This is a genomic window from Bradyrhizobium sp. sBnM-33 (assembly GCF_032917945.1).
In the GTDB taxonomy this organism is placed as follows: Bacteria; Pseudomonadota; Alphaproteobacteria; order Rhizobiales; family Xanthobacteraceae; genus Bradyrhizobium.
Genome location: NZ_CP136624.1, coordinates 9065593 through 9090811, shown reverse-complemented (window position 1 = coordinate 9090811; position 25219 = coordinate 9065593). Strand labels below are relative to the sequence as shown.

At 62.0% G+C, this 25219-nt stretch carries 17 protein-coding genes and 3 pseudogenes; 9 read left to right on the top strand and 11 right to left on the bottom strand.

Annotated elements, in window-relative coordinates; translation table 11 throughout:
• Positions 1–265: 265 nt before the first annotated feature.
• Entirely contained in the window at positions 266–751 is a 486-nt protein-coding gene (locus tag RX328_RS42785) for an MmcB family DNA repair protein (RefSeq protein ID WP_213253456.1), read from the top strand.
• A 140-nt stretch (positions 752–891) separates the two neighbouring features.
• On the opposite strand, the gene RX328_RS42780 is transcribed toward RX328_RS42785, so the two are convergent.
• Both RX328_RS42780 and RX328_RS42775 read right to left on the bottom strand, forming a co-directional pair.
• Positions 892–1446: an ActR/PrrA/RegA family redox response regulator transcription factor gene (locus RX328_RS42780; RefSeq protein WP_213253455.1), complete on the bottom strand. Its 555-nt coding sequence runs from the start codon at positions 1444–1446 to the stop codon at positions 892–894.
• A gap of 118 nt (positions 1447–1564) precedes the next feature.
• Positions 1565–2890 (bottom strand): ActS/PrrB/RegB family redox-sensitive histidine kinase, encoded by a 1326-nt coding sequence (locus RX328_RS42775; protein WP_213253454.1) that lies wholly within the window; start codon positions 2888–2890, stop codon positions 1565–1567.
• Between the two features lie 239 nt (positions 2891–3129).
• On the opposite strand from RX328_RS42775, the gene RX328_RS42770 reads away from it, so the two are divergent.
• From RX328_RS42770 to RX328_RS42755, 4 genes and pseudogenes are all read left to right on the top strand, one after another.
• On the top strand, positions 3130–3924 hold the full coding sequence (locus RX328_RS42770; protein ID WP_213253453.1) for an ABC transporter ATP-binding protein: 795 nt from the start codon (positions 3130–3132) through the stop codon (positions 3922–3924).
• On the top strand, positions 3921–4739 hold the full coding sequence (locus tag RX328_RS42765; protein WP_213253452.1) for an ABC transporter permease: 819 nt from the start codon (positions 3921–3923) through the stop codon (positions 4737–4739). The genes RX328_RS42770 and RX328_RS42765 overlap by 4 nt, the downstream gene beginning before the upstream one ends.
• A 128-nt stretch (positions 4740–4867) precedes the next feature.
• Complete coding sequence (locus RX328_RS42760; protein WP_213253451.1) at positions 4868–6217, top strand: polyhydroxyalkanoate depolymerase; 1350 nt, start codon at positions 4868–4870, stop codon at positions 6215–6217.
• A gap of 197 nt (positions 6218–6414) precedes the next feature.
• Positions 6415–7265 (top strand): annotated as a pseudogene (locus RX328_RS42755) (M48 family metallopeptidase).
• Positions 7266–7407: 142 nt separating this feature from the next.
• On the opposite strand, the gene RX328_RS42750 reads toward RX328_RS42755, so the two are convergent.
• A complete protein-coding gene (locus tag RX328_RS42750) occupies positions 7408–9627 on the bottom strand; it encodes a transglycosylase domain-containing protein (protein ID WP_213253449.1) in 2220 nt (739 codons plus the stop codon).
• A gap of 145 nt (positions 9628–9772) precedes the next feature.
• Here RX328_RS42750 and RX328_RS42745 point away from each other — a divergent pair, with 145 nt between their 5' ends.
• The gene (locus RX328_RS42745; protein WP_213253448.1) at positions 9773–10198 is read left to right on the top strand and encodes a DUF1330 domain-containing protein; all 426 of its coding nucleotides are present in this window, start codon (positions 9773–9775) and stop codon (positions 10196–10198) included.
• A 245-nt stretch (positions 10199–10443) separates the two neighbouring features.
• Here RX328_RS42745 and RX328_RS42740 read toward each other — a convergent pair whose 3' ends face one another.
• Both RX328_RS42740 and RX328_RS42735 read right to left on the bottom strand, forming a co-directional pair.
• Positions 10444–11670 (bottom strand): ABC transporter substrate-binding protein, encoded by a 1227-nt coding sequence (locus RX328_RS42740; protein WP_213253447.1) that lies wholly within the window; start codon positions 11668–11670, stop codon positions 10444–10446.
• A 277-nt stretch (positions 11671–11947) separates the two neighbouring features.
• Positions 11948–13171 (bottom strand): annotated as a pseudogene (locus tag RX328_RS42735) (ABC transporter substrate-binding protein).
• A gap of 280 nt (positions 13172–13451) precedes the next feature.
• Between RX328_RS42735 and RX328_RS42730 the strand changes: the two are divergent.
• Positions 13452–13958 (top strand): annotated as a pseudogene (locus tag RX328_RS42730) (methylated-DNA--[protein]-cysteine S-methyltransferase); the annotation flags it as partial.
• Between the two features lie 731 nt (positions 13959–14689).
• Here RX328_RS42730 and RX328_RS42725 read toward each other — a convergent pair.
• From RX328_RS42725 to RX328_RS42705, 5 genes are all read right to left on the bottom strand, one after another.
• Positions 14690–15076, bottom strand: coding sequence for a response regulator transcription factor (locus RX328_RS42725; RefSeq protein WP_213253445.1), 387 nt, complete (start codon positions 15074–15076; stop codon positions 14690–14692).
• A gap of 93 nt (positions 15077–15169) precedes the next feature.
• Positions 15170–15841 (bottom strand): response regulator transcription factor, encoded by a 672-nt coding sequence (locus RX328_RS42720; protein WP_213253444.1) that lies wholly within the window; start codon positions 15839–15841, stop codon positions 15170–15172.
• Positions 15838–17655: a PAS domain S-box protein gene (locus RX328_RS42715; RefSeq protein WP_409410860.1), complete on the bottom strand. Its 1818-nt coding sequence runs from the start codon at positions 17653–17655 to the stop codon at positions 15838–15840. Before RX328_RS42715 ends, RX328_RS42720 begins: the two co-directional genes overlap by 4 nt.
• A 1091-nt stretch (positions 17656–18746) precedes the next feature.
• The gene (locus tag RX328_RS42710; RefSeq protein WP_213253443.1) at positions 18747–19166 is read right to left on the bottom strand and encodes a GFA family protein; all 420 of its coding nucleotides are present in this window, start codon (positions 19164–19166) and stop codon (positions 18747–18749) included.
• 516 nt (positions 19167–19682) lie between these two features.
• Positions 19683–22478, bottom strand: a complete 2796-nt coding sequence (locus RX328_RS42705) for a [protein-PII] uridylyltransferase (RefSeq protein WP_213253466.1) — start codon at positions 22476–22478, stop codon at positions 19683–19685.
• Between the two features lie 209 nt (positions 22479–22687).
• On the opposite strand from RX328_RS42705, the gene RX328_RS42700 reads away from it, so the two are divergent.
• Positions 22688–23197 (top strand): OsmC family protein, encoded by a 510-nt coding sequence (locus tag RX328_RS42700; RefSeq protein WP_213253442.1) that lies wholly within the window; start codon positions 22688–22690, stop codon positions 23195–23197.
• Positions 23198–23347: 150 nt separating this feature from the next.
• Positions 23348–24142 (top strand): hypothetical protein, encoded by a 795-nt coding sequence (locus RX328_RS42695; RefSeq protein WP_213253441.1) that lies wholly within the window; start codon positions 23348–23350, stop codon positions 24140–24142.
• A 7-nt stretch (positions 24143–24149) separates the two neighbouring features.
• Here RX328_RS42695 and RX328_RS42690 read toward each other — a convergent pair whose 3' ends face one another.
• Positions 24150–25202 (bottom strand): hypothetical protein, encoded by a 1053-nt coding sequence (locus RX328_RS42690; RefSeq protein WP_317258598.1) that lies wholly within the window; start codon positions 25200–25202, stop codon positions 24150–24152.
• Positions 25203–25219 lie beyond the last annotated feature (17 nt).

Below are 25219 nucleotides of genomic sequence, written 5' to 3'. Positions count from 1 at the left end.
GAGGTCGTCATTCCGGAATGGTCCGCAGGACCAGACCTCAGGTGTGCAGTTGCACACTGGGGAATCTCGAGATTCTCAGATGCGCAATTGCGCACCATAGTTCGATGCTTCGCATCGCCCCGGAATGACGGATAGGTGATACTCACCGCTTGATCTGCGCGGTGCGCTGAAGTCGAAACAAGGCGGGCGGGGGGACAAATTTGCGGCCGGCTCGGCGAGCAGACCGCCTGTCGGACGGCCCGGAATCGGCTAAGGTTCGAGCGCCATGGAATCACCCGCCCGCCAGATCAGCCTCGTGCCCGCGCCGGACCGCCGTCAGTCGGAGACGGCGCTGGCGATCGCGCGCGGCACCGCGCGGCTGTTGCGGTCGCTCGGCTTTTCCTGCATCAGCGAGCTGCCGCTGCCGTCTGGCCGGCGTGCCGATCTGGTGGCCCTCAACCAGAGGGGCGAGATCTGGATCGTCGAGATCAAATCGTCGGTGGAAGATCTGCGCGCCGATCAGAAATGGCAGGATTACCGGATGCATTGCGACCGGCTGTTCTTTGCCTTCACGCAAGACCTTCCTTGCGAGATTTTCCCTGAAGATACCGGCCTCATCATCGCCGACGCCTATGGCGCCCATCTGCATTGTGAGGCGCCCGAGCATCGCCTGCCCGCGGCGACGCGCAAATCGATGACGGTGCGCTTTGCGATGGCCGCAGCGCAGCGGATCAACCGATTGATCGATCCGCAAGGGCATGGTGAATTTTGAAGATGAAATCGTAGCCCGGATGAAGCGAAGCGAAATCCGGGAACGATCTCGCAATCGGATGAACTGCCCCGGATCGCGCGGAGCCTGTCATCGGGCGCGCATTCGCGCGACCCGTTGGCTCCATCCGGGCTACAAGAAACTCACCGCGGCGCGCGTTTCGCCAGAATACGCTGCAATGTGCGGCGATGCATGTTGAGGCGCCGCGCGGTTTCGGAGACGTTGCGGTTGCACATCTCATAGATGCGCTGGATGTGTTCCCAGCGCACGCGATCCGCCGACATCGGATTGGACGGCAGCTCGGACTTTTCAGTGCCACTGGCGAGCAGCGCCGCGACCACGTCATCGGCATCCGCAGGCTTCGAGAGATAGTCCACCGCGCCCATCTTCACGGCCGTAACAGCGGTGGCGATATTGCCGTAGCCGGTCAGCACGATGGTGCGCGCGTCGGGGCGCTTGCGCTTGAGCGCCGACACGACGTCGAGCCCATTGCCGTCGCCGAGCCGCAGGTCCACGACAGCAAAGGCCGGTGCGGACTTGTTGATCTGCGCCAGCCCGTCGGACACGGTGTCGCAGGAGGTCACCGCGAAACCGCGGGTTTCCATGGCGCGCGACAGGCGCTCCAGAAACGGCTTGTCGTCCTCGACGATCAGCAGCGAGCGGTCGGCGAGATCGTTCAGTTCGGCAATGGCGTTCAAGGCAAGGTATCCCCGGTTGCGGATGCGAAGCACTTATAGACCATATGGCGCGGTAATTTTGCACTGCCAAGGCCCCAAGGGGCCGAGCAGCCCCGGTTTCCTCAATCCTTAACGCCTTTTAATCCGCTGGCCCGGCAGCATTTTCCTCGGCCTCGAAGCGGACGCGCGGCCACGCGATCCGCACCACGGCGCCGTGCTCGGGAAAGGTCCGGTTGGAGAACGAAACCTTCGCGCCGGTGCGTTCCAGGAGCGTTCGGGCGATAAATACGCCAAGGCCGAGGCCGGCGCGTTCGCGGTTGGTTTCGTCGGCGCTGCGACGCCTTGATAAATAGGGCTCGCCGATCCGTTTCAGCATGTCGGGCGCGATGCCGGGGCCGTCATCGGAGATGACGATTTCGACTGTATCCGCGTTCCACCAGGCGTTAACCTCCACCGTTGTCCGCGCGAAATCGACGGCGTTCTCCAGGATGTTGCCGACGCCATACAGAATCGCCGGGTTCCGGGCGCCAACAGGCTCCCGGGTGGCTGCGACAGCAAGCCGCACCCTGATCGTGACGCCAAAATCGCGGTGCGGCGCCACCACTTCCTCGATCAGCGTAGACAGCGGCATAAGATCGAACGGCGCCCCCGATGAGGAAAGCTGGGTGATCTTGGCGAGGATGTCGCGGCAGCGCTGCGCCTGCTCGCGCAGAGTCTTCAGATCCGAGGCCAACTGGTCGTTGCCCTCGGCGGTCTTTTCCAGCTCTCGCGAAATCAGGAAGATCGTCGACAGCGGCGTGCCGAGTTCATGCGCGGCGGCCGCGGCCAGTCCGTCAAGTTGAGTCAGATGCTGCTCGCGCGTCAGCACCAGCTCGGTTGCGGCCAGCGCGTCCGAAAGTTTGCGCGCCTCCTCGGTGGCCTGGAACGCATAGAGACTGGTGACGCCGATCGCGAGCACGATCGAGAGCCAGACGCCGAACAGATAGATCGGCGGCAGCACCAGCGGGTCTTCGCTGTCCCAAGGCAGCGGCAGATGGAAGAATACCAGTGCCGAGGCGCAGGCGACCGCGAGCAGCCCGAGGCCAACCGTCATCCGGACCGGCAGCACCGTCGCCGAGATCAGGACGGGGCCGAGGAACAGAAATGAAAACGGGTTCTGCAAGCCTCCCGTCAGGAACAACAGCGCGGCCAATTCGACGATGTTGAGCGCGAGCAGCGCCGCCGCATAGACCGGTTCCAGCCGTTGCATCGGGTTGAAGGCAACCTGCAGTGCAAGATTGAGCAGCGCCGAGATGCCGACGACGGCCACGCAGGCAATGATGGGAAAGTCGAACTCCAGCCCGTGCGCCACGATGAAGATCGCGGTGAGTTGGCCGAGCGCCGCCAGCCAGCGCAGCCGCAGGATCGTATCGAGACTGACAAAGCGGTGCGGATGGCGGAAATCGGAGGCTGCAACGTCGGACATGACTGGAGTTTAGCCGCGCGTGCGTGTGATCACAAATTCACGCAGTCGTTCGGGTCCAGCACGGGCCTGCATGGTTCGAGACGCCGCTTTCGCGGCTCCTCACCATGAGGGGATAGTTTTACCCCTCATGGTGAGGAGCGCGGCGGAGCCGCGCGTCTCGAACCATGCAGGCCCCGCCCGCCGCCAAGCACCCCGAACCCTTGCGCTATCAGCCATGATGGCCCAATGAACAGGCCGTAATGGTCGATAGCGAGGCAGTCCCAGCGCAATCGCCCGCGGCCGGGCCGGAAAGCTCCGCCGCGATCGACGTCGCGCATCTGATAAAACTCTACAAGACCACCCGCGCCGTGGACGATATCTCATTCCGGATCGCGCGCGGCAGCGTAACCGGGCTGCTCGGCGGCAATGGCGCCGGCAAGACCACGACCATTGCCATGATCATGGGGCTGGTGCTGCCGACCTCGGGCCGCGTCCAGGTGTTGGGGCACGTGATGCCAGAGCAGAGCGCCGAGGTGCTCGGGCGGATAAATTTCGAGAGCCCGTATGTCGACATGCCGATGCGGCTCACGGTGCGGCAGAACCTTACCATTTTCGGCCGGCTCTATGCGGTGGAGAATCTCGCCGAGCGCATCGAGCAGCTCGCATCCGACCTCGACCTGAAGGATTTTCTCGATCGCGCCAACGGCAAGCTATCGGCCGGACAGAAGACCCGCGTCGCGTTGGCAAAGGCGCTGATCAACCAGCCGGAGCTGTTGTTGCTCGACGAGCCGACGGCCTCGCTCGATCCTGATACCGCCGACTGGGTGCGGCAGCATTTGCAGAACTATCGCAAGACGCATGATGCCACCATTCTGCTGGCCTCGCACAACATGCTGGAAGTGGAACGGCTGTGCGACCGCGTCATCATCATGAAGCGTGGCCGCATCGAGGATGACGACAGCCCCGACCAGATCATGGCGCGCTACAACCGCACCACGCTGGAAGACGTGTTCCTCGACGTAGCGCGCGGCCGGGTGGCGGAGACCGCGCCATGAGCGCTACCGCCACCCATCACGGGATTGCCGCGCACCGCATCCAGGCGATGGTGCTGCGCTACTGGTACCTCCTGATGTCGTCCTGGCCGCGGCTGTTGGAGCTGATCTACTGGCCGGCACTGCAGATCATCACCTGGGGCTTTCTGCAGAACTACATCGCGCAGAACGACAATTTCTTCGCCCGCGCCGGCGGCACGCTGATCGGCGCTGTCATCCTGTGGGACATCCTGTTCCGCGGGCAGCTTGGCTTTTCGATCTCGTTTCTTGAGGAAATGTGGGCGCGCAACCTCGGCAACCTCATGATGAGCCCGCTGAAGCCGATCGAGTTCCTGATCTCGCTGATGATCATGAGCCTGATCCGGCTCGCGATCGGCGTGATTCCGATGACGCTGCTGGCGCTGTTCTTTTTCGATTTCAATTTCTTCGCGATCGGGCTGCCGCTGATCGCGTTCTTCTGCAACCTGATCTTCACGAGCTGGTCGCTCGGCATCTTTGTTTCCGGCCTGGTGCTGCGCAACGGGCTCGGGGCCGAGAGCATCGTCTGGACGATGATGTTCGGCCTGATGCCGCTCGCCTGCGTCTACTATCCGGTCGCGGTGCTGCCCGCCTGGCTGCAATGGATTGCGTGGATGCTGCCGCCGACCTATGTCTTTGAAGGCATGCGCGCGCTCCTGATCGATCACGTATTCAGGAGCGACCTGATGGTCTGGTCGCTGGCCATTAACGGGGTGCTGTTTGCCGCCTCCTTTGCGATCTTCCTTGCCCTTTTGCGCAGTGCCAAACATCACGGATCTTTGCTCGGGGGTGGCGAATAAGTCACAGATTCCCGTGGTTTCCCGGGGCGTTTACGCACGTTAGCGGTTGGATAGGTCCGATCGGTGCATTGACGCAATATTACGCATTCTGCACTATGCTGCGGCGCAAACAGAAGGTCAGAAATAAAATGCCGATTGGTGAGTTTGGCGGCGCACCGCCGCTGGTGGCCGAAGGCAGTCCGGCGCTAACGACGCCGATGTACTGGATGTACGAAATAGGCCACGCGTCGCTCAATCCGGCGCGCGCGGTGACCGATGCCACCAAGATTCTGTTTCAAAATCCGCTTAATCCCTTTTCGCACACGCAGTTCGGCAAATCGATCGCCGCGGCATGCGAATTGTTCGAGCGCACCACCCGCCGTTACGGCAAGCCCGAATGGGGGCTCGACTTCACCGAGGTGAACGGCATCCGCACCCCGGTCGAGATCCGCTCGATCTGGGAAAAACCGTTCTGCCGACTGCTGCATTTCGATCGCAAGCTGACCCGGCCGCTGCGCGCACCGCATCCGCGTGTGCTGATCGTGGCGCCGATGTCCGGCCATTACGCGACGCTGCTGCGCGGTACGGTCGAGGCATTCCTGCCGACGCATGAAGTCTACATCACCGACTGGTCGGATGCGCGAATGGTTCCTCTCGCCGAGGGCCGCTTCGACCTCGACGATTACATCGATTACATCATCGAGATGCTGCAGGTACTGGGCGGCAACATGCACGTGATCGCGGTGTGCCAGCCTTCGGTGCCGGTGGTGGCGGCGGTTTCCATGATGGAAGCCGCGCGCGATCCCTTCGTACCGCTGTCGATGACCTTGATGGGCGGCCCGATCGATACCCGCCGCAATCCTACTTCAGTGAACAACCTCGCCGAACAGCGCGGCATCGAATGGTTCCGTAACCACGTCATCACGAAGGTGCCGTTCCCGCATCCCGGGGTGATGCGCGACGTCTATCCGGGCTTTTTGCAGCTCTCGGGCTTCATCACCATGAACCTCGACCGCCACACCGACGCGCACAAGGCGCTGTTCAACAACCTGGTGAAGGGCGACGGCGATATGGTCGAGAAGCACCGCGAGTTCTATGACGAGTACCTCGCGGTGATGGATCTAACGGCGGAGTATTACCTGCAAACCGTCGATCTCGTGTTCGTCAAGCACGCGCTGCCCAAGGGCGAGATGACCCACCGTGGCAAGCCGGTCGATCCGTCAAAGATCCGCCGCGTGGCGCTGATGACGGTAGAAGGCGAGAACGACGACATCTCCGGGCTCGGCCAGACCGAAGCGACACACGCTTTGTGCCCCCATATTCCCGATCATCGCCGCGTGCATTACGTGCAAAAGGGCGTCGGACATTACGGCGTGTTCAACGGATCGCGATTCCGTTCCGAAATCGTGCCGCGCATCTCCGATTTCATGATGTCGACGGCCAATACCAACATGTCAGCGGCTACTACCAAGCCAACATTGGTCCGTGCAGCCGAATAGAGCCAAGGCGGCATCGATTTTCGTGCCGCCCATAAGTTGCTGACAAGATTCAAACATTCCGGATTCCGCTCGAATCAAGGGGTGAGTTCAGACTCACTCCTTGACGTCGTTTTTCAGTCCCGGTTCCAGCCGAAATTTGCGGTTCCAGACCCATCCCCTAGGGGCCATTTGGCGCCCGACCCCTGTATATTGGGCAAATGATTTGTTTTTGCGTCGAGCGATTTAGATGCGATTTCCCTGGCGGCGGATATGGCAGAATCCGGGCGAACTCCTGCTCCCCGGACTCCAAGAAATGGCTACTCGCGCCCTCCTTTATCGGCGGCCCGCCGAACCCGCGACTCTTTTGGTCAAACACTGCTCGCAAGTCTTTGCGATCAGGCTGCGCCGGCATCGCCGGGCGCGGCGATACACCTTGCGCATTCATCCGACGGATCGCGAAGCGATCCTGACGATGCCGCCGCGCGGTACTCTCGCCGAAGCCAAGGAGTTTGCGCAGCTTCACGGCGGCTGGATCGCCGCCCGTCTCGGCCGTTTGCCGAAGGCCGCGCCCTTTCAATCCGGCACTGTCATACCGCTGCGCGGTGTGCCGCACCGGATCGTGCATCGCGCGGGTGAGCGCGGCACGGTGTGGATCGAAACCCGCGACAGCGGCGAGAAGATTTTGTGCGTGGCCGGCGGCTACGAGCACATGGATCGGCGCGTCCACGACTTTCTCAAGCGCGAAGCGCGCAAGGATCTGCACAAGGCCTCGCTCGCCTATGCCGCGGAACTCGGCGTGCGGGTCAGGCGCGTGTCGATCCGCGATCAGTCGAGCCGCTGGGGATCATGCACCTCGGCCGGGTCGTTGTCCTATTCCTGGCGGCTGATCCTCGCGCCTCCTTACGTGCTGGACTATCTCGCCGCACATGAGGTCGCCCATCTCGTCGAGATGAACCATTCGCTCAGGTTCTGGCGCGTCGTCGACCGCATCTGCGACCATGTCGAACGCGCCAAGCGCTGGCTCGATACCCACGGCAACGATTTGCATCGGTATGGGGTGGAGGATTAGGTGTTGCCACACCTACTGCTGTCATCGCCCGGCTTGACCGGGCGACCCAGTATTCCAGAGACAGTAGTGATCAGCCGAGAAGCCGCGGGCGTACTGGATACCCGCTTTCGCGGGGTATGACGACCAGGACGCGGCGCTATCGCTACCTTCCAAACAACCGATCCACCAACCAGCCATCGAGACCTGCTGCGGCCTCTGGCCGCGCATTTGGATTGGGTGGCGGCCCGGATGGTCGTGCCGGCGCAGGCCGGTACGAACCGCCTGACGGCGCCGGCACCGGTGGGGACGGGCCCGCGCTGACCTGCGACGCCGTCTGGAACATGTTCGACAAAAATCCGCCGCGCTGCGCGTTCGGCAGTCCCGCCACCGGCACACCCTGATGGGCCGTACGCATGAAGCGGGTCCAGACTTCCACCGGCAGGCCGCCGCCGGTCGCCTTTTTGGTCGGCGAGTTGTCGTCATTGCCGAGCCAGACGCCCGTGACGAGGTTTGCCGTGTAGCCGATGAACCAGGCATCGCGGAAATCCTGGCTGGTGCCGGTCTTGCCGGCGGCCATCCAGCCCGGAATCTCCGCCCTGCGCGCGGTACCCGAGAGCAGCGTCTCCTGCATCATCGTGTTCATCATCGCGACATGGCGCGGCTCGATCACCTGGCCGAGCCGATCGGCCGTGCGCCTGTACAGCACCTTGCCTTCATTGGTGCGAATCTTGGTCACGACATGCGGGGAGACGCCGAGCCCGCCATTGGCAAACGGCGCATAGGCCCCGACCAGCTCGATGACGGAGACTTCCGAGGTGCCAAGCGCGATCGAGGGATTGGCCTCGAGTTTTGATGAAATGCCGAGCCGGTGTGCGGTCCGCACCACGTTCTTCGGCCCGACTTCGAGGCCGAGCCGCACCGCGACCGTATTGAGCGACATTGCCAGCGCCTGCGTCAGCGTGACCGAGCCAAAATATTCATGCGTATAGTTCTCCGGACGCCAGCCCTTGAGGTTTAGCGGCGCATCCTGTCGGATCGTTTCCGGCGTCAGGCCGCCCTCGATCGCCGTCAAATAGATGAACGGCTTGAACGCCGAGCCAGGCTGGCGTTTGGCTGTGACCGCGCGATTGTACTGGCTCTCGGCATAGTTCCGCCCGCCGACCATGGCGCGCACCGCGCCGTCGGGCGTCATCGCCACCAGCGCGCCTTGCGTAACGTTGAATTTGACGCTCTTGGCTGCCAGCTCGTCGATGATCGCGGCTTCCGCCACGCTCTGCAGCTTCGAATCGATCGTGGTCTCGACTACGATGCTCTGGTCGATCTGGCCGACGAGATCATCGAGCACCTCGCCGATCCAGTCGGCGACGTAGTTGACGGTGCCGGCGCCGGCCGGCTTCACGTGGTAGGAGGGATGGCCGATCGAGGCCTTGGCCTGGGCGTCGCTGATGAACTTGGCTTCCGCCATCGCCGCGAGCACGATCCGAGCGCGCGCTTCCGCGCCTTCGGGGTTGCGGTTCGGCGCCAGCCGCGACGGCGACTTGACGAGGCCGGCCAGCATCGCGGCTTCCGCGACCGTGACGTTTTTCGCCGACTTGCCGAAATAACGCTGCGCCGCCGCCTCGACGCCATAGGCGCCGGAGCCGAAATAGACGCGGTTCAGGTAAAGCTCGAGAATTTCATTCTTGGAGTGCTTGCGCTCCAGCCAAAGCGCCAGCTCCACTTCCTGCAGCTTGCGCGTGATCGTCCGTTCCTGGGTCAGGAACAGGTTTTTTGCGAGCTGCTGTGTCAGCGTCGAGCCGCCCTGCGAGACGCCGCGATGCAGGATGTTGGCAACGGCCGCGCGTGCAATGCCCACGGGATCGATGCCATAATGCGAATAGAAGCGACGATCCTCGATGGCGATGAACGCCTTCGGCAGATGGGGCGGCAGATCCTTCAGCGCGATATTGGCGCCGGGCGCTTCGCCGCGCGAGGCCAGCACGCCGCCGTCGAGTCCGACGATCTGGATGGTCGGCGGGCGCTTTGGAATTTCCAGCGACTGGATCGCCGGCAGATGCGCGCCGACCCAGACTACGACGCCGATGATGGCGATCGCCGCCCACAGGCCGAGCACCGCGCCCCAATAAACGAGACGGCCAATCCGGAAGCGGCGTTTCGAGCGCCGCTTCGCGCCGCTTTTGGTCCCGCGCGGCTTGCGCTCGCGCGGCGGCTCGTCCTCGTCGTCTTCTTCGTGCTTGCGCTTCGGCACTGGCTTTTTCGGTTTGTCGTCGTCGGTGGCGGCCGGAATGCGATCCTCCGGCGAGAGACGCAGGTCGGCGAGTGCTGCCGGAAGCCCAAACAGCGGCTCCTTGCGTGCGCCGCTCTTTTTCCGTCCCCACGCCATGCCAAACGCCGCTCACACCCGTCCTGCCGGAGGCTAGCGGTCGCTGTTTAAGGGTCGGTTACGGAAAGGTTAATGCGGGATTAGGAGGTGCGGCGGGGCTGTATTAGGGTTGGCGCAAACGGCAGCGTTTGCAGGAGAAAACGGCATGGGCCACATCGATCCAACCAAGGAGGTGTTCGCGCAATTTCGGGCCAATGACCGGCCGGGTCCGATCCATATGCTCAACCTGGTCCGGCTGCGCGCTGAGGCCTCCTATCCCGACGGCCGCAAGGCGACGGGGGCGGAAGCCTATGCCGCCTATGGGCGCGAAAGCGGGCCGGTGTTCGAACGGCTCGGCGGACGGATCGTGTGGCAGGGCAGGTTCGAGCTGATGCTGATCGGGCCGCAAGACGAGCGCTGGGACCATTGCTTCATCGCCGAATACCCAAGCGTCGCAGCCTTCGCGGAAATGATTCGCGATCCCGTCTACCGCGAGGCGGTGAAACACCGCCAGGCCGCGGTCGAGGATTCCCGCCTGATCCGGCATGCGGTGCTGCCGGTAGGTAAGAGGTTTGGGGAGATTCCGGCGTGAGCGTCGGTTCGGGTAGCAACCGTTAGACCCCCATGGTGAGGAGGCACCAACGGGTCCGCGCGAAGCGCGGCCCGATGACAGGCTCCGCGCCGTCTCGAACCATGTGGCCCGGCTAGTGCCATTCATCCTTCGAGACGCGGCGCAAGCGCCGCTCCTCAGGATGAGGTCTTGCAGAAAAAAATCGGCGGTCCCAAAGGGACCGCCGATCGCTTTCACCGCCGATCGTTTCGATTGGTTGGCCGCGACTAACCCGCCGGGCCGGCGTCCTCGAGGATCGGGCCGAACATCTCCCAACGCTCGCCGTTGAACTTCATCATCTGCAGCTGCTTGTTAACGCGGTAGTCGGTCGGCGTGGTGTTGACCGAGATGCCCGGCAGCAGCAGGTCGAGCTGAACGTTCTTCAGGTTGGTCGCCTGCTTCAGCACGTTCTCGCGGGTCAGGTTGTCGCCGCACGCCTTGAGCACATGGATCATCAATTGCGAGGTCATGTAGCCATAGGAATTGAAGCTCGAATCCTTGTCGCCCTCCGGATAATACTTCGCCATGAATTCGAAATACTTCTTCATGCCGGGGTCGTCCTTCCAGGTCGGATCAAGCGGATCCTTGCCGTAGTTGACGCTGATCACGCCCTTGGAGGCTTCAAGGCCTGCCGGCTTCATCACCGCGCCGACCGAGGTGGCGTTGATGTCGAGGATGTGCACCGGCTTCCAGTTGAGCTCGGCGATCTTCTTGATCGCCTGCGCGGCCGGCTTCGGCGTCGTCGCCGAGAAGAACAGGTCCGCGCCGGCGTCCTTGATCTTGAGGATCTGCGAATCGATGGTCGGATCGGAGACTTCGTAGGAGGCTTCCGCCACCACCATCTTCGCGGCCTTGTCGCCGAGGCCGGCCTTGATGCCGTTCAGGTAATCCTTTCCGAGGTCGTCGTTCTGATAGAGGATTCCGACCTTGGCGTTCGGATATTCCTTCAGGATGTACTGGCCGTAGATGCGCCCCTCGACGAAGTAGTTGGGGTTGAAGCCCATCGTCCACGGAAAATTCTTCGGGTCGGTAAACTTCGACGCGCCGGTCGCAGCGAACAGTTGCGGCACCTTCTTGGCGTTGAGATATTTCTGCACGGCTGCGTTCGAGGGCGTGCCGAGGAGTTGGAAGGTCAGCAGCACCTCGTCGCTCTCGACCAGCTTGCGCACCTGCTCGACCGCCTTGGGCGGTGAGTAGGCGTCGTCATACTGGATCAGATTGATCTTGCGGCCGTTCACGCCGCCCTGATCGTTGATCATCTTCATATAGGCCGCCTGGGTCTTGCCGATCGTGGCATAGGAGGAGGCCGGTCCCGAGAATGGATTGGTCTGGCCGATCTTGATCTCGGTGTCGCTCGCGCCGGTATCGTATTTTTTCTGCGCCGACGCCGTCGAGACCGACAGCGCAAGCGCGAGCGCCGTGCCGGTGACCAGATGGAAAATACCCTTCCTCATTATGCTGCATTCCTCATGTGTTTTATGATTGGCGCTGATCGTGCCGCCGGCCGGTCTGGCCGAACGGATGTCGTCGCTGCCACAATAGTGGCGGAAGCCATGTTGCAATGCAAGGCATCGAAAACCCGGATAATTTCGGGATCGAGTTCCGCCTGCTCAAAAGGAATCCATTACGCGTATCAGCCGCAAAAAGATGCACGCGCCGCGCCGGCTCAAAACAAAAGCCGCCGGCATCGCGCGTGACGCCAACGGCTCGTGTCTTGAATTGGGGCAGGCGCTAGCCGCTCGGTCCGGTATCCTCGATGATCGGCCCGAACAGCTCCCACCGCTCGCCGTTGAATTTCATCATCTGCATCTGCTTGTTGATGCGATAGTCGGTCGGCGAGGTGTTGGTGACCATGCCGGGTAGCGACAGGCTGCCGGTGACGTTCTTCAGATTGGCCGCCTGTTTCATGATGTTGTCGCGGGTGAGATTGTCGCCGCATTGCTGCAGGATCTTCACCAGCAATTCCGCCGTTGCATAACCGTACGTGTTGACCGTGTTGAGCTTGTCGCCCTCCGGGTAATATTTGTCCATGAAGGCGAAATAGGCCTTCATGCCGGGATCGTCCTTCCACTGCGGATCACCGGGGTCCTTGCCGTAATTGGTCGAGATGATGTCCTTGGAGATGTCGAGGCCCGCCGGCTTCAGCGTGGCCGAGACCGGGCTCGCATTGATGTCGAGGATGTGGACCGGTTTCTAGCCGAGGTCGGCGACCTTCTTGATCGCTTGGGCCGCAAACTTCGGCGTCGAAGCGTCGTAGAGCAGGTCGGCGCCGGCTGCTTTCAATTTGACGATCTGCGAGTCGATGGTCGGATCGGTCAGCTCGTAGGAGGCTTCGGCGACGATCATCGACGCGGCCTTGGAGCCGAGCCCCTCTTTTAGGCCAGTGACGTAGTCGCGGCCGAGATCGTCGTTCTGATAGAGAATGCCGATCTTGGCGTTGGGATGATTCTGCAGAATGTATTTGGCGTAGATGCGCCCCTCGGACTGGTAATTGGGATTGTACCCCATGGTCCAGGGGAAGTTCTTGGGATCGGTGAACTTCGAGGCGCCGGTCGCGGCGAGGAGCTGCGGCACCTTCTTGGCGTTGAGATATTTCTGCACGGCGGCATTCGAGGGCGTGCCGATGATCTGGAAGGTGAACAGCACCTCGTCGCTCTCGACCAGCTTACGCACCTGCTCGACGGCTTTCGGCGGCGAGTAGGCGTCGTCATACTGGATCAGGTTGATCTTGCGGCCGTTGATGCCGCCTTGCTCGTTGATCATCCTGAAATAAGCGGCCTGCGTCTTGCCGATACCGGCATAGGCGGAGGCTGGGCCCGAGAACGGAACGGTCTGGCCGATCTTGATTTCGGTATCGCTGGCGCCGGTATCGTATTTCTTCTGCGCGGTAGCCGGTGACGTCAGCGCGATCGCGACCGCCGTGCCTGCGATCAGATGAAGAACACCACCTCTCATATGTTGCTCCCTTTCCTTGATCTCGACCGATGATCCTGTTCCAGCCCTCCGTTAGGAAGGGCCGGACGTCATCGTTGGAGGAGAGTGTGGCGGAAGGGTTTTGCCAATGCAAGGTAGTGCGGCAAGGGCGCTAACGCCGGCCAGAACAGGATCAGGGCGAGCGCTGCGGGCGCCGCCTGCGCGTAGAGGATCCGGTCAACCGGCAGCGGAATTCGGGTGGACACTAACGCGTCGCAGATGAAAAGTGCGGGGCCGCTCGCAGATAGTTTCAGGGACGACGATGCTGGAAAACTTCAACCTCGACCACCTGCCAACGCCGATCGGCACGGCGCTATTGGTCACCGATACGGACGGCCTGCTCCGCGCGCTGGACTGGGAAGACTATGAGACGCGCATGCAGCGCTTGCTGCGCCTGCACTATGGCGCGGTGAATTTGAACAATGGACGGGCGCCGCGTGATTTGCGCGCCGCCTTGACGGGCTATTTCGAGGGCGATCTCGACCGCTTCGCTTCGATCGAGTGGCGCGTCGGCGGCACGCCGTTTCAGCAGAAGGTCTGGAACGCGCTGCCGAAGATCGCGGCAGGCACGACGATGAGCTATGGCGCGCTCGCCGCAAAACTTCGGATGCCGCGCGCCGTCCGCGCGGTCGGCCATGCCAACGGCTCCAATCCGATCAGCGTGGTCCTGCCCTGCCATCGGCTGATCGGTGCTAATGGTTCGCTGGTGAAATACGGCGGCGGGCTGGAGCGCAAGCGCTGGCTGCTCAAGCACGAGGGCGTGGAGATCCCGTGCTCGGGAACAGGAGAGGCGGATCGGCCGGGCGAGTTGCGCTCGGCGCCGTCACCCGTTTCAAGTCAATCGGGGTCACGGGGCGCGTTTCGCATGTCCCGAAGGATATAGATGAACACAATCAGCAGAGGTCCCCACGCCAGTAACGCGCCCACCAGCATCGCATTTACTGTCGCCATGCTGGCTCCTCCGCGATCATCGGCACGATAGATGGTCTCGGCGCGCCGCAGGTGCCGGTACCTGGTAGAGCCACTTCCAATACGTCCGGTTGCGCTCCAGTTGACGCTTGTAGATCTCGCGGCACTTCGCCGAACAAAACTGCTGGAAGTACCAGCTACGCCGGACCAGCCCGAAGGGGCGCTTACATTCCGGATTTCCGCAACAATTGTTCATGACGCAATCTCCGCATTGGCACGCCGTATCCAACGAATGAAACTCTCGTGGCCCTTGTTGAGACAGAAGCGCCCGCAATAGCGCTCGCGCGCTGGATTTCGCAGAGAGATGATTTTGGGGTCTTCGCTGTCACACTCGGAGCAACGCGGTTCTGTATGCATGGCGACCTCCTTCCCAGGAATTGCCATTTGCCGATTAAAATGTGTGATGCTTTGCGCCCTCTGTTCCAAAGGGACGACGCGAAGTCTGGCGTGGTTGGGGCTTATCTTCAATTCGTCTAGATGTTTGGCGAGATCATCCTTACGTATGCTGGCTCGCCTGAGGGCCGGATCGGCTCATTTGGTTGCCGCCTCGCCATTTGGCGCCAGCGCCGTTTCGAGGCACTTGATCAGTGCTTCCCCATCGCACGGCTTGCTCAAAAAGCAGGTCGCTCCCGCCTTCATGGCCCGGGCGCGGTCGCTTTCGACCGAAAAGGCCGTGACGAAGATGAAGGGAAAGCGATGGCCGGTATCGAGTAAATGAGCTTGCAGATCGAGCCCGCTCATGGCGGGCATTCTGACGTCCGTTATCACGCATGAAGTGTCATTCAGATGCGGCGATTGCAGGAACTCCTCGGCCGACGCAAATGAATGGACGACGTAACCGAGCGACCTGACGAGATTACGGGTCGCGGCGCGAACCGACCCATCGTCGTCGATGATTGATATGACCCGATTGGACAAGGCGATCCTTTCTGGAGACGACCAGAGGATGTTCTTTGCTGTGTCGCCGCGTATCGGGAGAGTGCGCTGCAAATCAGCGAGGGAAAATCATACTTAGGTTTGCGATCGGCCGGATGCGGGCCCGATCCCGAGTAGCTCGGCCATCCGCACCAGATCGGGCAGCGACTTCGCGCCCATTTTCCGCATGATATGTCCGCGATGTATCTTCACGGTGATCTCGGCCAGGCCGACTTCGGCTGCGATCTGCTTGTTCATGAGCCCCGCCGTAACCAGCGCCATCACCTGTCGCTCCCGGGGAGTTAGCGTCTCGAAAAGCGCGCTCAGCTCTGAGAGAACATTTGCTTCATTGCGGCTGCTGCGGTCGCGTTCGATCGCCGCGGTTACGGCATCCAGCATGTCCTGATCGCGGAACGGCTTGGTCAGAAAATCGACGGCGCCGGCCTTCATTGCACGGACCGTCATCGGAATATCGCCATGGCCCGTCATGAAGATGATTGGAATGTGAATGTCGGCCTTGGCCAGTTCGGCCTGAAAGTCGAGGCCGCTCAGCCGGGGCAGCCTGATGTCAAGAATCAGGCAACTGGGGGCATTCGGAAGCTTGTGCTGCAGAAACTCGTGAGCCGAACCGAACGCCTCGACGCGCAATCCCACGGACCGGAAAAGATTGCTCAGTGCCTCACGTACCGATGCGTCGTCGTCGATGACGAAGACGACCGGCTCCTCGGCGCTTACGAGGCCGGAAGGCGATGCCGGGCGCGCGGTCACGGCGCATCCTCCTGAGCTAATGGCAAGGTGAACTGGAATGTCGCGCCAGGGCCGGCATTTCCGAATGCGGACAGCCGCCCGCCATGAGCGCCGATGATGGAGCGGCAGATCGACAGGCCCATGCCCATGCCGCTGGATTTGGTGGTGAAGAACGCGTCGAACAGCCGGTCAGCATTCGCGGTGGCGAGCCCGACGCCGCAATCTTTCACGGTCACCACGATTTGTCGGGCTTCATCCTGGCAAGTCCGGATCACCAGCTCCCGCGGTCGGTCCGTGACCGCCTGCATGGCCTCAATGGCATTGATGACCAGGTTGAGAATGACTTGTTGCAACTGGACCCGGTCGGCGATGACCAGCGGCGGGTCGGGGGAGAGCTCCAGCCGCAACGATACCTGGTGGTTGAGCAACGCATGCTGCACCAGGCTGATGACCTCGTTGATGACATCATTGATGTGAAGCGCAGCCTTTTGACCGGTCGTCTTGTTCACAAGCGCACGGACCCGCTGGATCACTTCGCCGGCCCGATTGCCATCCTTGATGATCGCCTCCACGGTCCCGCGCGCTTCTTTCAGATCGGGTGGCTCACGGTCGAGCCAACGCTTGCATGCGGCGGCATTGGTGACCACGGCGGCGAGCGGCTGGTTCACCTCATGGGCGATCGACGCGGCCAGTTCGCCGAGGGCAGTCACGCGCGTGACATGCGCGAGGGTCGCCTGCGCTTCATGTAATTCCATCTCGGCCCGCTTGCGTGCCGTGATATCGGTTACCGCTCCGACGAATTCGATGCCATCAGCTTCCTTCACCGCATGCGCGGTGGCGTGGACATGCTTGACCGAGCCGTCGGGCATCAGCAATCGATATCCATGCTCGAAGTCCTTGCCGTCGCGGGACGCGCGATCGATGGTCCGTTGCACGCGCGCGCGGTCATCCGGATGAATGCGTTGAAAGACGGTGGCATGCGTGACGGAGGGTGCCCTTTCGAATCCGAATATTCTGAAGGTCTCTTCCGACCAGATAATCTCGCCGCTGGCGACGCGCCAGCCGAAGCTGCCGGTGTGGCTCAATCGCTGGGCTTCGGCCAAATACATTTCACTCTCTCGCAGCGCATTTTCAGCCTGCTTGCGCTCCGTGATGTCCTCGCATGCGATCAGGACGATCAATCGGCCGTCCAACCGCCGCACGGCCTTGGCGTTTTCACGAACCCAGAGGGTTGAGCCGTCCTTGCGAACCTTGCATATCTCCCAACTGTGGGTCTGGCCGATATTGTCCAGGCATACGGCGACGTTGCCCTGGGCGATGGGTTGCTCCTCGGCAGGAAAGACTTTCAGCACGGATTTCCCGAGCAATTCGCTGACGGAATAGCCAAGCTGCGCGGCGCCGAATGTGTTGACGGACAGCACCGTCCCCGTCGCATCGACCATGAAGTACATCACCGGGTTATGCTCGAAAACCTCCTTCCATTGGGCCTCGCTGTGGCGCAGCTTCTCGATCGCGCGCGCTTCGGCGCTCACCCGGCCCTCAAGCACGGCTTCCATTTGCCGGCGGGTGCGCCCCACCAGGCCGATCATGATCAATGAGGCGGCAAGCGAAGCGATCAGCAGTGCGACCGCAATGAAATGAGCGGTGGCCGTCGGGGCCGGGCCGAGCAGCAGCCAGATACCGGCCACCGCTCCCAACGCCAGCGCCATGCTGCCGAGCAGCCATTGCTCGGCCGAGCGCCAGGATTTTATCGTCGGCTTACGCATCATCGGCACGGACTCGGCATCCCGAGCGGCGCTGCGTCGCCAAGAGTTCGCGACCATCAGCGGCGACAACGTCGCCCTCCTAACAGGCTGGATATTAGCAGCTTTTCGTCGGCCCGGAGGGCAAAATCGGCTGGTCCCCCGCGGCCTCTTGACCTGCGGGGGCGCGATCTTCCTATCGAGTGAGGCCCGGCTGCGATCCTAAACCTCGGTATGGTCCGCTCAACCGAATGGAATGCCTGCATCAACCTCCGTTCAATGGTCCGCTCCTTCTCGATGACTACGCTGACTGGCTAACCGGATGGCGGCAGCGCGCAGGTTTTGCCATGCGGGAAGAGTATTACGAAGACCCATCGGACGTCTTGCCGGTCGCAACCGTCGCTGTGGTCAAACCCGCTTCGTTAGGGGATCGCCGACCGAACTCAGGGGATTGATATGCCGAAACCGCATCTGCATCTGATCCGTTGCTCCGACGGTGTCGAATCCGAAACGAACCGCCGCTATCGCAGGTTCCAGCCCACGGTTATCGATGGTGGCAAGCGAACAGGCATCGCCCCGCTAGAGAACCCATGGGGAAGTCTACTTGACCTGTTCGGTCTCGGCGTCCTGATTGGGCAGGCAAGCTATCTTACCTTCATCGCCGCGAGCTTGGTTGCGCTCGAGTGTCAAGGTTGGGCTTCGGGCGAACGGACCAACTCGGGAACGCCGGCTGGTCGCGCAGGACTCCGCAGAGTGTAGCCTGTAGGATGGGTAGAGCGCAGCGAAACCCATCACTGCCTCTCAACACGATTGATGGGTATCGCGAAGCGAACCCATCCTACAAAACTATGAATACCCGGAAGCGAATCCGCTGACCAAAGCAGAGCAGGCCGAGTTCGATGCGATCAGGGATCGGCTGTGGCATTCATGGTTGCCGCCGGTCGAGGCTATCAGCGAATTGACGCGCGCGGCTGTCGCGCTGCCGGACGAGAACGACGCCGCTTGGAAAGTGCTGGAGGCTTGCGGCATCTCGCGCGGCGTGTCCGGGCTGCGATCCTGATCGCCTCAACGGTTCGAGGTGATCCTGCAGACATTGCGTCCGCCCGCGTCATAGATCGTGGTCGTGTTGCCGTTCGTCGTCTCGCGGCTGATGACGTTGCCTCGCGTTGTAGTTCGGTTGTGTCTCAGTTTGAATTTTTTGGGGGGCTGCTTTGCCGGAAGTGCTCCACGGCACCATCAATTTGAACCCAATCATGCTTCGACTGTTCGAAAACCGATATGACGGGGGCTGGGTATTTTGGTTCTGCCATCGCGCCGACTGCAACGGCGATCAGCGCGGGCAGATTGCTGAGTTTCCAGTATACTGTTGAGCCGCACTGTGGACAGAAATAGTTATGGATTTTCCCGCCGCTTGCGGCGGCATGCGTGAACTCTTTTGAGGTTCCTGAGATGGTGACAACATCAGCGGGGTAATAAGCGCCTACACCGAACGGCGCGCCGGTTCGGCGTTGGCAGTCGATGCAGTGACAAGCAACGACTAGCTTGGATGGTTCTTTTGGAAGCGAGAGCGTGACTGCACCGCAGCTGCATCGAGCGTCAGCCATTCGAAATATCCTCCAATTGCTTCTGAGCAAGCAAAGCTTACCGCGAAGGGACGACGGGCCATCCGACCGATGAAGGTCAAATCGATCTGATCGAACTTTATGGGGCTTTATTGCTCCGTCAAAGCTCGCAGTGACACCACGGGGGACACATCAGGCACATCGCATTGATATCTCGATGGTTTTTGTGCCGTTCCTCTCCCTTGCGCAGGGAGGCCGGGATGCTCCTGCTGTACCTGTATGCTGGTGTGCGCGTTCTTAGTGCGCAAATTGCACACGAGACCGCGGGTGCGGCGCGCACCCGGTCTTCCCTGCGCCCTCTGTTTTGGAAGAGGGCGGGAAGTTGAGAGCAAACTTCGGTCGCCATGCGCCGCGAGATCGCGAAGTCACCCTCAGTTGTCATCGCCCGGCTTGACCGGGCGACCCAGTATTCCAGAGACAGCAGTGATAGAATCGATAAGCCGCGGCGTACTGGATCCCCGCCTTCGCGGGGATGACGGTCGAATGTGCGTCGCTATCTCACGCCGCCGGCTTAGCGACGTTGTCTTCGGCAGAGAGCAGATGAAGCAGCGCGCTCTTGATTGCGGCCTGCCGGGTCGGCGCGTTGATCTGGGCGCCGAGCAAATCGGTGACGTAGAACACGTCACGGGCGCGTTCGCCGAAGGTCGCGACATGGGCGGAGGCGATGTTGAGGTTGAGCTTCGAGATCGCAGTGGTGAGCTGATACAACAGGCCCGGGCGGTCGAGGCCGGAGACCTCGATCACGGTGTAGCGGTCCGACCACTGGTTGTTGATGATGACCTCGGGCTCGACCACGAAAGCGCGAACCTTGCCGCGGTTGGCCGACTTGCGCGCCACCACTTCGGGCAGCCGCAATTTGCCTTCGAGCACCTGCTCGATCATTTCGCCGATGCGGGTCGCGCGCCGTCCCTCATCCTCGTCGCGGTCGTATTCCCTGGAGATCGCGATGGTGTCGAGCGCACGGCCGTCGGTGGTGGTGTAGATCTGCGCATCGACGATGTTGGCGCCGGCAGAAGCGCAGGCGCCGGCAATGATCGACAACAGCCACGGATGGTCGGTCGCGAGAATCGTCAGTTCGGTGACGCCGCGCGCCTCGTCGAAGCCGACATTGATCGCGAGCTGATGCCCGGCCTGTTCGCTGGCGCGGATGAAGCGCGCCTGGCGAATTTTCCGCTGCAGGTCGACCTTGAGCCAGTAGGCCGGATAATGCCGCGCAATATAAGCGTTGAGCTCCTCTTCCGGCCATTCGGTGAAGGCGGCGCGGAATTCGGCCTGCGCCAGCGCAATGCGCTGCGCGCGGTTCACTTCCGAGAAGCCGCCGGTCAGGACCGGCTCGGTCTCGTAATACAGCGTGCGCAGCAACTGCGCCTTCCAGCCGTTCCAGACGCCGGGGCCGACGCCCCTGATGTCGGCGGTGGTCAGGATGGTCAGAAGCTTCATCTGCTCGACGGATTGCACGACGGCAGCAAAATTCTCGATCGTCTTGCGGTCGGAGAGGTCGCGCGACTGCGCCACCGTCGACATCGTCAGATGCTCTTCGATCAGCCATGCCACCAGCTCGGTGTCACCTGCGGAAAAGCCGAGCCGCGGACACAGCCGGCGCGCCACCCTGGCGCCCGCGATCGAATGGTCCTCCGGCCGCCCCTTGGCAACGTCGTGCAGCAGCGTGGCGATGTAGACCACCGCGCGATGTTCGGGCTGAATCTTGCGGAACAGGTCGCTCGCGACCGTGAATTCGTCATTGCCGCCGCGTTCGATCTCCTGCAGGAAGCCGATGCAGCGGATCAGGTGCTCGTCCACCGTATAATGGTGGTACATGTTGAACTGCATCATCGACACGATCTTGCCGAAGGCGCGGATGAAGTGACCGAGCACGCCGGTCTCGTTCATCCGCCGCAGCACGGTCTCGGCATCATTCGACGTCAGGATCTCCATGAACAGCCGGTTGGCTTCCGGATCTTCGCGAAGCTGGCTGTTCACAAGTTTCAACGAGCGCGTCACCGTCCGCATCGCGTCGGGGTGGAAGGCGAGGTTGTTCTTCTGCGCCAGATGGAAGATCCGGATCAGGTTCACCGGGTCGTGCTTGAAGACGTCGGGCGCAGCGAGGTTGATGCGGTTGTTGTCGATGATGAAGTCGTCACTGTCGGGCACCCGCCGCCGCTTGGTGCTCGGCCGCAGCCGCGCCACCATGCGGCTCAGCACCGGCGCCGGCTTGGCCTGCTCGTCTTCGAGCTTGGCGCACAGGATCGCGGTGAGATCACCGACGTCCTTCGCCACCAGGAAGTAATGCTTCATGAAGCGTTCGACGTCCTGCATGCCGGGATGCGAGGTATAGCCGAGACGAACCGCGATCTCGCGCTGCATGTCGAACGACAGCCGCTCCTCGGCGCGCCCCGACACGAAATGCAGATTGCAGCGCACCGACCACAGGAAATCGGCGCAGCGGCGGAAGGTGCGGTATTCCTGCGCGTCGAACACGCCGCGCTCGACCAGTTCGCCGGTCTCGCGCACGCGGTAGACGTATTTTGCGATCCAGAACAGCGTGTGCAGGTCGCGCAATCCGCCCTTGCCGTCTTTGACGTTGGGCTCGACCAGATAGCGCGACTGGCCGGCGCGGCGGTGCCGCTCCTCGCGCTCCGCGAGCTTGGCGGTGACGAATTCGGCAGCCGTGCCCTGCACCACCTCCTTGTCGAACCGGGCGACCAGTTCGTCATAGAGCGGCCGGTCGCCGGTCAAGAACCGCGTCTCGAGGATCGCGGTGCGGATCGTCATGTCGCCGCGCGCCTGGCGGATACATTCGTCGACCGAGCGCGTGGCGTGGCCGACCTTCAATCCCATGTCCCACAGGCAATAGAGAATCGCTTCGGCGACCTGCTCGCCCCAGGCGGTCTGCTTGTAGGGCAGGATGAACAATAGATCGATGTCGGATTCCGGTGCCATCAGGCCGCGGCCGTAGCCGCCGGTGGCGACGACCGCCATACGCTCGGCGCCGGAGGGCACGTGCGAGCGATAGAGATGCCGCGTCGCAGCCGAATAGAGGATGCGAATGATCTCGTCCTGCATGAAGCAGAGCCGCTCCGCGCAGCGGCGGCCGTGGCGATCCTTCAGCAGCACGGCCTGCGCGATGGCGCGCGCCGCGATCATCTCGGTCTTGAGCAATTGCGCCAGCGCCGAGCGGAACACGTCCTCGCGGCCAGCATGCTTTTCGGCCAGCGCATCGACCGCCGCGGTGATCCGCGCGGTATCGAAACGGTCATCCGCCCCGGAGCGGTCCTCTGTCACGATGCTGTCCATGATCTCCCCGATATCGGACGGCACAGGGGCTGTCACGGGCGATTGTACGGTCAAATCCAAGCTATGCCGCCGCGTCGGCGAATTCCAGTCATAACCTGTTGGAAAAGCGTGGATTTCCGAATGCGGGGTGCGGGCGGCCGCGGCGGCGTGATGACAGCGCGTCGATCGCCCTTTATATCCGATGCACAAAACAAAGTCGGGAGATGAAAATGGACGCCGCCGAACTCCGCGCGATGCAAGCCCCGATCAAGGAACGCTACAAGGCCGATCCCTCGGCCGCCGTCATTACGCTGAAGGCCAAGGGCTCGATCGACAATGAAGGCATCGCCTGCAAGGTCGAGACCGGCCGCGCGCTGGCGGTGGCCGGCCTGCACCCGGGAACCGGCGGCTCCGGCCTGGAGCTCTGCTCCGGCGACATGCTGCTCGAAGCGCTGGTCGCCTGCGCCGGCGTGACATTGAAGTCCGTCGCCACTGCCACCGAGGTGCCGCTTAGAAGCGGCAACGTCATCGCCGAGGGCGATCTGGATTTTCGCGGCACGCTCGGCGTCGACAAGGAAGCACCGGTCGGCTTCGAGGAAATCCGCCTGCGCTTCGAGGTCGCAACCGACGCGCCGCAGGACAAGCTCGACCTGCTACTCAAGCTGACCGAGCGCTATTGCGTGGTCTATCAGACTATCAAGAACGGCCCGAAAGTCTCGGTGTCGATGAAGCGGGTGTGAGGCAATCTTGGCGTCGTCCCTGCGAAGGCATTGCGAAGGCAGGGACCCATAACCACGGAAGTTCATGGGGGCGGGAGGGGCCAACCCCGAATCCCAGAGATCGAGAAGCCGCGGCGTATGGGTTCCTGCGTCCGCAGGAACGACGGATAAATGTCCCCCGAATTTGCCTTCATCCTGACGCTCGGCCTGCGCATGGCGATTACCGCGGCGTTCGTGGTGACGGCTTCCATCGTCACCGAACGCTCAGGCCCCGTAATCGGCGCGCTGATCGCGACGCTGCCGATCTCGGCCGGGCCGTCCTACGTATTCCTCGCGCTCGATCACGACGCTGCCTTCATCGCCGAGGGCGCGCTGGCAAGCCTGCCGATCAACGCCGCGACGATATTCCTGGGCTTGACATATGTCGTGCTGGCGCAGCGCCACGGCGCGCTGCTCAGTTGCCTCGCGGCGGTCGCCGTATGGCTCGCGCTCGCCGCGATCATCCGCTCGGTGCAATGGTCGCTCGTTGGCGGCCTGATCGTGAATGCCATTGCGTTTGGCATCTGCGTGCCGCTGCTCGCCCGCTACCGCCACGCCAAAATGCCGCCGATCCGGCGCCGCTGGTACGACATTCCGCTGCGGGCCTCGTTGGTCGCGACGCTGGTGGCGACGGTGGTCACGACTTCGGGCTGGGTCGGTCCCAAGATCAGCGGCATGATCGCGCTGTTCCCGATCGTGTTCACCTCGATGATGCTGATCCTGCATCCGCGCATCGGCGGTCCGCCGACCGCCGCCGTGCTCGCCAATAGCGCCTGGGGATTGATCGGCCTCGGCATCGCGATCGCCGTGCTGCATGTCGCGGCACTGCAGTTCGGCTCGGCGGTTGGGCTCAGTCTCGCGCTGGCGACGTGTATCGGCTGGAACCTGAGCCTGTGGTGGCTCGGGCGAAGGAAGGCGGCGCCCTAACGATACCTTACGATTGGTCTGAGTGCGTATGTCGCAGCATGTAGTCCGCTCGCGATCGTATTGCTGAGCTCCGATCACTTGCCAGAATCGCGATTAAGCTGTCCGCATCCGGTAATTGTCCTCGAGCGTCGACCATGGCGTCGGCGGCGACCCTTCTGACCAGGACCGACCGGTCGTGGATGCCTCTTCTGATCCAATCGGCGGCAGGACTGGCTCTCTGAATATCGCGCGAGTCCAGCATCCTCACACGCTTCCGCAAGCCATAGACCTTGTCGATCCAAGCCCACTCGTAACCCACCGGCCAGGTTGCTCTGCCGGACAACAAGCACTGGTAGGCTGCGACTCGGACGGATGGTTGAATCGCATCGATAGCAAGGCGTGGAAGATGCTTATCGATCTCTGGATATCGCAACGCGTGGCGCAGGCAGCTTGCAAACGGTCCGGTCTGTTGCTTCCGCATCCGGATGGCGAGAGCCGCCATGACATCGGTCCGTCCAAACACGGAATCCAGAACGTTTGCCTCCTCGCTCCAACGAGCCCACACGAACCGGCGGTCAAGCAGGTATGGAGCGGCACTCGCTGCGACTTCCGGGCTTATTCGAGGGAAAACTCGTTCGGCGCAACGGACCGCCGCCTGACGTACCGCTCCGACCCAGTCGTTTAATCGCCAAGCCAGCGCCGATAGGAAGAAGGCAGAAGCCGGAGGTGCGTTGATGGTGTCGAGCGCGGCCTCTCTCACATAACCACTGCGGTGAAACAGAAAGAACCAAGCGTAATCGTGGCTCCTCTTCATGAGCTTCTGTTCGGATTTCCTAAGCTGTTCGAGCAGGGAAGGTTCATACGGCGAGACCACATCGGTCATTTCGCGACTTGCATCCACGATCAGCTTGGCTGGAAGTTCAGAAAATTCAGCCAGAATGTCCTGCAGTTCGGAATCGGACAGCGCGCGAAAGCGCTGGGTGATCAACGCGGACAGTTGAGCGGACAGCGATGGCGGCAGGACGGATCGACGTGGCATGGCCGCATTCTGGCACCACTCCTTGAATGCTGGAAGATACACGCTGCATGTCTGCCGAG

What these genes read in the sequence shown, in the direction of transcription:
- RX328_RS42705 (WP_213253466.1), bottom strand. Translation starts at nt 22,478, where the DNA reads ATGGACAGCATCGTGACAGAGGACCGCTCCGGGGCGGATGACCGTTTC.
- RX328_RS42770 (WP_213253453.1), top strand. Translation starts at nt 3,130, where the DNA reads ATGGTCGATAGCGAGGCAGTCCCAGCGCAATCGCCCGCGGCCGGGCCG.
- RX328_RS42760 (WP_213253451.1), top strand. Translation starts at nt 4,868, where the DNA reads ATGCCGATTGGTGAGTTTGGCGGCGCACCGCCGCTGGTGGCCGAAGGC.
- RX328_RS42695 (WP_213253441.1), top strand. Translation starts at nt 23,348, where the DNA reads ATGTCCCCCGAATTTGCCTTCATCCTGACGCTCGGCCTGCGCATGGCG.
- RX328_RS42775 (WP_213253454.1), bottom strand. Translation starts at nt 2,890, where the DNA reads ATGTCCGACGTTGCAGCCTCCGATTTCCGCCATCCGCACCGCTTTGTC.
- RX328_RS42750 (WP_213253449.1), bottom strand. Translation starts at nt 9,627, where the DNA reads ATGGCGTGGGGACGGAAAAAGAGCGGCGCACGCAAGGAGCCGCTGTTT.
- RX328_RS42740 (WP_213253447.1), bottom strand. Translation starts at nt 11,670, where the DNA reads ATGAGGAAGGGTATTTTCCATCTGGTCACCGGCACGGCGCTCGCGCTT.
- RX328_RS42765 (WP_213253452.1), top strand. Translation starts at nt 3,921, where the DNA reads ATGAGCGCTACCGCCACCCATCACGGGATTGCCGCGCACCGCATCCAG.
- RX328_RS42710 (WP_213253443.1), bottom strand. Translation starts at nt 19,166, where the DNA reads ATGGCTGACGCTCGATGCAGCTGCGGTGCAGTCACGCTCTCGCTTCCA.
- RX328_RS42785 (WP_213253456.1), top strand. Translation starts at nt 266, where the DNA reads ATGGAATCACCCGCCCGCCAGATCAGCCTCGTGCCCGCGCCGGACCGC.
- RX328_RS42700 (WP_213253442.1), top strand. Translation starts at nt 22,688, where the DNA reads ATGGACGCCGCCGAACTCCGCGCGATGCAAGCCCCGATCAAGGAACGC.
- RX328_RS42745 (WP_213253448.1), top strand. Translation starts at nt 9,773, where the DNA reads ATGGGCCACATCGATCCAACCAAGGAGGTGTTCGCGCAATTTCGGGCC.